General features: G+C 47.3%; 8 protein-coding genes. 1 reads left to right on the forward strand and 7 read right to left on the reverse strand.

The genetic code is table 11. The features are described from left to right. Window positions 1-270: 270 nt before the first annotated feature. The 3 genes from cysK to WBM30_RS10645 form a co-directional block, all read right to left on the reverse strand. Window positions 271-1,194 (reverse strand): cysteine synthase A, encoded by a 924-nt coding sequence (gene cysK, locus WBM30_RS10635; protein WP_424900691.1) that lies wholly within the window; start codon window positions 1,192-1,194, stop codon window positions 271-273. 168 nt (window positions 1,195-1,362) lie between these two features. After that, the gene (locus tag WBM30_RS10640; RefSeq protein ID WP_424900692.1) at window positions 1,363-2,511 is read right to left on the reverse strand and encodes an AAA family ATPase; all 1,149 of its coding nucleotides are present in this window, start codon (window positions 2,509-2,511) and stop codon (window positions 1,363-1,365) included. Window positions 2,512-2,774: 263 nt separating this feature from the next. Then, the gene (locus WBM30_RS10645; protein ID WP_424900693.1) at window positions 2,775-3,344 is read right to left on the reverse strand and encodes an SF0329 family protein; all 570 of its coding nucleotides are present in this window, start codon (window positions 3,342-3,344) and stop codon (window positions 2,775-2,777) included. 351 nt (window positions 3,345-3,695) lie between these two features. Here WBM30_RS10645 and WBM30_RS10650 point away from each other — a divergent pair, with 351 nt between their 5' ends. Further along, window positions 3,696-4,385, forward strand: coding sequence for a C39 family peptidase (locus WBM30_RS10650; protein WP_424900694.1), 690 nt, complete (start codon window positions 3,696-3,698; stop codon window positions 4,383-4,385). Between the two features lie 53 nt (window positions 4,386-4,438). Here the strand turns inward: WBM30_RS10650 and WBM30_RS10655 are convergent, their stop codons facing one another. Genes WBM30_RS10655 through WBM30_RS10670 form a run of 4 tightly spaced genes read right to left on the reverse strand, consistent with a single transcriptional unit; the run spans window position 4,439 to window position 7,319 of the window. Further along, window positions 4,439-5,095 (reverse strand): amino acid ABC transporter permease, encoded by a 657-nt coding sequence (locus WBM30_RS10655; RefSeq protein ID WP_424900695.1) that lies wholly within the window; start codon window positions 5,093-5,095, stop codon window positions 4,439-4,441. Window positions 5,096-5,102: 7 nt separating this feature from the next. After that, window positions 5,103-5,750 carry an amino acid ABC transporter permease gene (locus WBM30_RS10660; protein WP_424900696.1) on the reverse strand — a complete coding sequence of 216 codons (648 nt, stop codon included), beginning with the start codon at window positions 5,748-5,750 and terminating at the stop codon, window positions 5,103-5,105. Window positions 5,751-5,762: 12 nt separating this feature from the next. Beyond that, window positions 5,763-6,563 carry a transporter substrate-binding domain-containing protein gene (locus tag WBM30_RS10665; protein ID WP_424900697.1) on the reverse strand — a complete coding sequence of 267 codons (801 nt, stop codon included), beginning with the start codon at window positions 6,561-6,563 and terminating at the stop codon, window positions 5,763-5,765. Window positions 6,564-6,590: 27 nt separating this feature from the next. Then, window positions 6,591-7,319: an amino acid ABC transporter ATP-binding protein gene (locus tag WBM30_RS10670; protein WP_424900698.1), complete on the reverse strand. Its 729-nt coding sequence runs from the start codon at window positions 7,317-7,319 to the stop codon at window positions 6,591-6,593. Window positions 7,320-7,703: the final 384 nt, after the last annotated feature.

The following is a 7,703-nucleotide window of genomic DNA, read 5'->3' on the forward strand; positions in this document are numbered from 1 at the left end:
GGTAAGAGCTGGAATGATTACGAATGGGTTCATAATGACGCCTCCTAATTTTTCAGTTCGGCCAACCGTTGCTCCTTTTCTTGTTCTGATTTCATTTTAAAAGAACGCGCCCCCTCATTTCCTCGAAATCCATACGAAGAATTGCGGAAAAAAAGTAGCGAAACATACACAAATAAAAGCCGTCACCAAATCTGGCACACAAAAAAAGTGCCCCAACTACAGGAACCGCTCCTGCTGTGGTTGGGGCACTTTCATTATTCTATATGATGCTTAATTTTGAAACACTGGTGTGGAAAGGTATCTTTCGCCGTTGTCCGGTGCAATGGTGACTACCGACTTGCCTGCACCAAGTTGACCGGCCAAGGCGATGGCTCCTGCCACTGCCGCACCACTGGAGATGCCCACAAGAATGCCTTCTTCTTTGGCAAGTCTGCGTGTCATCTCGAAAGCTTCTTCACTGGAAACCTGGAACACGCCGTCGAATACAGCTGTATCCAAAACTTGCGGAATGAAGCCGGTACCGATTCCTTGGATCTTATGCGGACCTTTTTGGCCGCCGCTCAATACCGCTGATTCGGAAGGTTCCAGGGCATATATGCCGACATCCGGATTTGCTTTTCGTAAAGCTCTTCCTACCCCTGTGATCGTACCGCCCGTTCCGACAGCCGATAGGAAGGCATCAGGACCGATGCCGTCGAAAGCTGCGATGATTTCCGGGCCGGTAGTCGTTTCATGGATAGCCGGATTGGCTGGGTTTTCGAATTGCAGAGGCAGAAAATGGCCAGGTTGGGCTGCAATTTCTCTGGCTTTCGCAATCGCTGTAGGCATCCCCTCAGCACCTGGAGTCAACACGAGTTCGGCACCATAAGCCGAAAGCAACAAACGCCTCTCGATGCTCATCGTATCCGGCATTACAAAGATGGATTTATAGCCTTTAGCTGCTGCCAACATAGCCAAGCCTACGCCCGTGTTGCCGCTGGTCGGCTCAACGATCGTATCGCCCGGTTTCAAGATTCCTTCTGCTTCAGCTGTCGCGATCATGTTCAAGGCGATGCGATCTTTTATGCTGCCGCCAACATTGAACGCCTCCAATTTTAAATAGACATCGGCGAATCCTTCCGGTACGACTTTGCTTAATTTAATGATTGGTGTATCTCCGATCAACTCTGCTACTGACGATACGATTTTAGCCATGTTAATTCCCCCATTAAGTTTGTTATGTACGATTGTATGTGCCAAAATTCGAGAATGACCTTACTTCTCGGACTTTGGGTGATAAGGATAGCATAACACGCGAATGCTTCTGTGAAAATCAGACATAAACGAACAAGAGTGATCGGTTTTACCGAACACCCTTCGAATTCAATTATCGCTGGTATCTTGTTTATGCCCCATCAATCGATCTATCGCTTCTTTTGCTTGTTTGTAACGGGCATAATAACTGAATTCGTCCTTATCGCCAATTCCTTTCGCATCCAACATGACGACTTTATTCAGGTTTCCGCTTCTTGAGATTTCCTCCAGCATCATCTCGTGGATGGTCATCAAAAAGGCATCCTCAGAAAATTCCATATTGCGGTAACCATCGTCGACATATTTCAGAGTCGGTGGTACAACCAGGATCAAATCCCACAATTGGCGGGCAATGAAGGCGTTGGCCGACTGCTCCACTATCGCATATTCTTCCGAAGTGATCGCATAGTCCTCATCATCCGCTCCAAGGCGTGCGTAGACTTTTGTAACCATCACATCCGTGTCCAAAATTGCCATCCCCTGGCTGGCGGGGTCCGCGATTGTGTCCCGGTTCAGCTGGAACTGACCCGTGACCAACCGCTGGTAATCCATGCCATCCAGTTCGAAATCATTCACATTCGACTCCTCTTGGTACTGGCGTGAATATTCGAAACTGTAGGGACAGGAATAAAGTTTCGCCAAGTCCTTGACCAATGTCGTTTTTCCGCCGCTCGGCGCGCCCAAAACCAACACTTTTTTCGTGAATGCACGACGGAAGGGTAAGGCGATGGCATTAAAATAGCGCAAGGCATCAGTGCGGATATTCAGGCCGGTGACCGGGTACAGGCTGGTGTCCACCAAATGGACTTCATCAGCGGACTCTTTTCCCAATACCTCAGCCTGCGCTGTTTTCCCGGTATACCAGATTTTTTGCGCATCGCTGTGCTGAAGCGAATCAGCTATCTTGAGGTTGATGATTTCCAACCAGGACTCCCACTCGGTTTCCTTTTGCGGAATGCCTTGGCCGGCCGCCATCACGACATAAATCTGGTTATCATCCGCAAATAATTCGCGCATATAGCGGAATCTTCTGTAGACATCCAGACCGAACGGCTCGCCGAAATCGCCCTCCTGGCCGCAGACGATCACGACACAACCGTCATTCTCCTTCTTGGCCTCCAAGATGACTTCCAAATGGCCGATATGGCATGGCGCGAAGGCTCCGAAAACGATTCCGATTCGGCTGCCACTTAATTTATCCTTGTACAGATTCCCCATCTCGATTCTCCCTTCTGCAGAACGTATTCTATACGGTACGAAACCTATCTTTTACATACATTCTACAACTTACTTACCGCAGCGTATAGCACGAAGGCCTTTTTCAAGATAAGGTATTCGGATATCGGGTTGAGTCGACAAAAAAGCAAGCGCTCAGATCATGTGATCTTTGTGCCTGTTTGCTTATCGTCGGTCTTGTAATAGACCGAAAGAAATCTCATCCACGCCGATGGACTGGCGAAGTAAAACGCGGATAATTCGCTCTAAACAGCGCTGCGCCGTAAGCCATAGAAGTATTGCACAATTGGATGCTTCATTTTCACTGATTTTTCCATGTCCATGATCCGCTTTTTGCCGACGCGCCTGTCCAGCAAGGCCAAGCAGTTCAACAAAATGTCCGTGCTGGCAAGGCTGGCTTCGATGGGTTGGCTCAGAAACACGTCTGCGGTTTTGTAGAAATCGGATTTGCTTAAGGCTACCTGGGCGGCCATCGTTTCCTTCGCGTAGGCCAACAGTTTGCGGTCCCCCGCGATCACTGCCAAGCGTTCTTCCGGCACTTTCCCACCGGTTTCATTCCTGATTTTCTCAATTTCGGCATCGTTGAGCGGAATCACGACGGCGGGATCATTTTTGATATCCTGTTCCGACTGGTACCACTTCATGCCAGTCGTCCCGTCCTTCATGTTGAAGATTTTTTTATTGTCCACGGCTATGCAGCACTGGCCGTTTTTATCGGGTGAATAGCGGTAGCTGGTGGATAGGTACCCCACTCTGCCCGCCAACGCAGGCGCGAGGAAGTTCTCCAGCAGCGGCTTCATCTTACTCCAGATCATAATATCCTCCATCAGACAACTTTATTGTTGTCCATTTATTCTTCAATCTGACTTCTATCATTATGGACAACAAAGATAGGGTAGGTCAATCCTTTTTAACCATCCGGATCGTCTTTTTTATTCCTATCCCATCCTGTGATCGACTAGCACGATACCATTGACCATAACATTGTGCATCGGGACATTTCAATCGTCCTGCATTGTGGAATATGTTAAAATGTAAGCGTAAAGCATATACTTAAGCGCACCCAGTCATGCCGGATAAGGAGGATCATGATGAAAAGGGGCAGGCTCAACATAACACTGTTTTCTGGCATCTTACTCAGTCTGATACCGCTGAGTCTCTTTCGCATGAAACCCGATGAAACCGAACAAGCGACGGCAGAATCCGGCATGATTTTGCAACCCGGATCTACCGTTGCTGTGCTATTGGATGTGCCGCTCCTGAATCAGTTGGATTCGCCTGCCCTGCTGCTCGGCTGCGAAGTCACGGCCCTGGCCATGATCCTGCAGTACAATGGGATACCAGTCACAAAAAACGAGCTCGCCGATGAGCTCCCAGTCGTTCCGATCTACTATGAAAACGGGCTACACGGAAATCCAAATGAGGGTTTTGTCGGCGATGTGACCGGGGCTGACTACGGTTTTTGCGTCTACCATGGCCCCATTGCAGACTTGGCATCCGAATACATCCCATCCGATCGCGTGGAGGATATCAGCGGGCAGGATTTTGATTTTGTCATCACTGCCTTGGACCAAGGCTATCCCGTTTGGGTCGTCACGACGACCACATTCATGACCGATGACGCATTGGAGGTATGGCAAACGCCTACGGGTCCGGTAAACATCAGCTATATCATGCATAGTGTTGCGGTTGTCGGTTACGACTCCAATAATCTTTATATCAACAATCCCTACGGGCAAAAGAACCAGAAAGTCGATCGGCAGAACTTTATCCTGGCATGGGAACAGATGGGCAAACAAGCCATCTACATCGCAGCAAGGATGCCCAATCAAACGGAAATGCAGACAAAAGAATAGGATTCCGGTTTTATCCCGGAACCCTATTCTTTTTATTTTTTCAATAAGTAGAATCAATAATCGACCTCAAAGCGTTTGGAAGCCTTCGAAAGCGTGTGGCAAATGACCCAGTACAGGAAAGCCATGATGACATACATCGGCAATACATAGGCTGAATCCATCGAATAAATGATCTTAGAGCGATAAGTCAGCTCCGAAAACGAGATGATCGTCGTCAGGGAGGTGTCCTTGATCAAAGAAATGAATTGAGACACCAAAGACGGAACCATGGAACGGACGCCTTGCGGTATGATGATGTGCCGCATCGTCTCGGCAAAAGTGAACCCAGTCGAAAGCCCCGCTTCCATTTGCCCCACTGCGACTGATTTCAGTCCGGCACGTACGATTTCTGCGATCATGCATGACTCGAATACCACAAAAGCGATCAAGGCCGCTCCAAAAGCACTGAAACGATAGCCTAACTGCGGAAAACCAAAATAGAAGACCACGATAATCAAGAGCAAAGGCACACTGCGGATGACGTCCATAAGGAAGCCGAGCGCATTCGACGCAACCGGAACCTTCATGTAACGGATGACCCCGAGTCCTAAACCGATGATGAAGCTGATGGCAATCGCCAGCACAGAGAAAGACAGTGTGCTGCCCACGCCTTTCATCAGATAAATAAAATTGCCATTTGACAAGGCACCTGTAATATCAAACATCTTCATTGTCCCCCTATGCCATTTCCATTTTTCGTTCAATATGCGCCATCAGATAATTCAAAGGCAGCGTGATGATCACATAGAACATGCTGATAACCAGATAGGAGCCCATCATATTGAATGTTTCGCCTGCGATCAGGTCTCCGTAGTACATCAAATCCATCCCAGCCACGAATCCTAAAACCGAGGAATCCTTCACCAAAGTAATGAATTGATTCCCTAATGGCGGGATGACGATTTTGAAAGCTTGCGGCAGCACAATATGGTACATCGTTTCCCAATAGGAGAAGCCTGAAGCCAGACCCGCTTCCAACTGGCCGGACGGTACCGTTTGGATGCCTGTCCTCACGATTTCCGCGATGAACGAGGTCGAGTAGATGACCAAGCCGAACGCACCTGCAATCATTCCGTTCACTTGGATGTCCAACGCCATCGGAATGGCAATGTAGAAAAACATGGTGATGACAAGTAGCGGAATATTTTTGAAGCATTCCACGTAATAGCCGCTGATTTTGTTCAAAGTCTTGTTTTTGGCAACATGGAACATGGCCAAAATGGTTCCGAAAAGCAAACTCAGCAGCATCGAAACCATGCTGATGGCCAAAGTGTGCCAAAAAGCTGTTAGTAATGTACTATAATGCTCCGTTAATATTTCAATCATTTCCCGCACTCCTTAGTAATAGTCGCCGAACCACTTATCTTCGATTTCCGCTAAAGTGCCGTTTTCTCGAATGGTTGCGATTGCTTCGTTTAATGCTTCCCGGAATGCGTCCTCATCCTCGTTGAGCGCGATTCCGTATGGTTCATCGGTGATTCTTCCGCCGGCAAATCGGAAACCGGATGTTTTCGACATCATCCCCATCAAAACGACATTGTCGGATGTGTAGGCATCCGCTTGGCCGGCAATCAAAGTCGTAAAAGCTTCGGATTCCGTGTCATATTCCCTTGTCGGTGCTTGCGGCGCAATCGTCTTCATGTTGATCATCATCGTTGTTCCTTTGGCTCCTGCGACAATCGTGTCGGCAGTCAAATCCTCAATCGCTTGGATTTCGCTGTCTTCCGGCACGATCAACGCTTGACCGCCGATATAGTAGGAATCCGTAAAATCCACTTGCTTTTCTCTTTCATCTGTAATCGTCATCGTGCTGATGACGGCATCCGCTATGTTGTTCTTCACAAAAGCCACCCGATTCTGACTCGATACCTCTACAAAAACCGCATTTTCAGCAGATCCCGTAATCACTTCTGTCAACGCGCGCGCAACATCCGAATCATACCCGGCTACTTCACCAGTTTCTACATTCAATTGACCGACTAAGGGTGTGGTAACATTGGTTGCCCAGACAATTTTCTTGTCCCCGCTTTCGATGCGCTCCATCACGCTTTTTTCCGAAACCTTTGTGCAGCCACTCATCAGAAGCATCGCTGACAGCGCACTTGTCACGAACATTTTTTTCTTCGTCACTTTCATCATCCCATTGCTCCTTACTTTCGACTTTGATTAGTGGTTGATAACCTTGCTGAGGAACTGCTTGGCCCTTTCATCTTGAGGATCCAGGAAAAAGGACTCGCTCGGGCGGTCTTCCAGGATTTCCCCATCTGACATGAACAGCGTACGGTCGGAAACCTCGCGCGCAAAGCCCATTTCATGGGTTACTACAATCATCGTCATCCCCTCTTTTGCAAGGTCCGACATGACCTTCAATACCTCGCCTATCGTTTCAGGGTCGAGTGCAGAAGTCGGCTCATCAAACAGCAGCACCTTCGGATTCATTGCCAAACCGCGCGCAATCGCGACACGTTGTTTCTGCCCTCCGGACAATTGATTCGGATACATGTCCTTCTTATCCAACAGCTGCACTTTATCCAAAAGCTTTTCGGCCTGCTCGATAGCCTCAGCTTTCGACTTCTTCAACTTGAAAATCGGAGCCAAAGTGATATTTTCCAAAACTGTTTTATGCGGATACAAATTGAAATGCTGGAACACCATGCCGACTTCCTGTCGGATCAGGTTGATGTTGGTGTTTTTATCGTGGATGTTAACCCCTTCGATCAACAATTCGCCTTCGGATATTTCCTCCAGTCCATTGATGCAGCGGATCAAGGTGCTTTTACCTGAACCGGATGGACCTAGTATGACGGTCACTTCTCCTTGATTGAACCTGACATTGATATTTTTCAAAGCGTGAAAACTGCCGTAAAACTTGTTGACATTCTTAAATTCAATCATTTTTTGGATCTCCCCATTGTGTAATATTTAACTTTTATTAAAGCAAAGTTAGAAACAAATTACAATAGCAATTCCTTAATGTTAATTCGATTATTCACAAAATAATTCGCATATAGCGCTTCCATTTTTTATTTACAGTATTTTAACCTCCCATCATTCGTAATTCGCTCGATTCTTTAGGGTAAATCGAATAAGTGGATAACTGGCGAACAGTTGGCTTTATGGCAGTTTCACCACTTAATGATTAAAAAATCCCAACCAATAAGATGGGTTCCCGCAATCAGGAGCTGTCCAGAATATTTTTTTTAATTTTTCCATATCATTCTTTTGCATTTTCCAATATATGGCATTTCGGTTAGGATAGATTGGACCAAACTCTAAAAC

Source organism: Trichococcus sp. (assembly GCF_049684335.1).
Lineage (GTDB): Bacteria > Bacillota > Bacilli > Lactobacillales > Aerococcaceae > Trichococcus.

Coding starts and splice junctions, on each gene's coding strand:
- cysK (WP_424900691.1), bottom strand. CDS start 1,194: ATGGCTAAAATCGTATCGTCAGTAGCAGAGTTGATCGGAGATACACCA.
- WBM30_RS10640 (WP_424900692.1), bottom strand. CDS start 2,511: ATGGGGAATCTGTACAAGGATAAATTAAGTGGCAGCCGAATCGGAATC.
- WBM30_RS10645 (WP_424900693.1), bottom strand. CDS start 3,344: ATGATCTGGAGTAAGATGAAGCCGCTGCTGGAGAACTTCCTCGCGCCT.
- WBM30_RS10650 (WP_424900694.1), top strand. CDS start 3,696: ATGAAACCCGATGAAACCGAACAAGCGACGGCAGAATCCGGCATGATT.
- WBM30_RS10655 (WP_424900695.1), bottom strand. CDS start 5,095: ATGAAGATGTTTGATATTACAGGTGCCTTGTCAAATGGCAATTTTATT.
- WBM30_RS10660 (WP_424900696.1), bottom strand. CDS start 5,750: ATGATTGAAATATTAACGGAGCATTATAGTACATTACTAACAGCTTTT.
- WBM30_RS10665 (WP_424900697.1), bottom strand. CDS start 6,563: ATGATGAAAGTGACGAAGAAAAAAATGTTCGTGACAAGTGCGCTGTCA.
- WBM30_RS10670 (WP_424900698.1), bottom strand. CDS start 7,319: ATGATTGAATTTAAGAATGTCAACAAGTTTTACGGCAGTTTTCACGCT.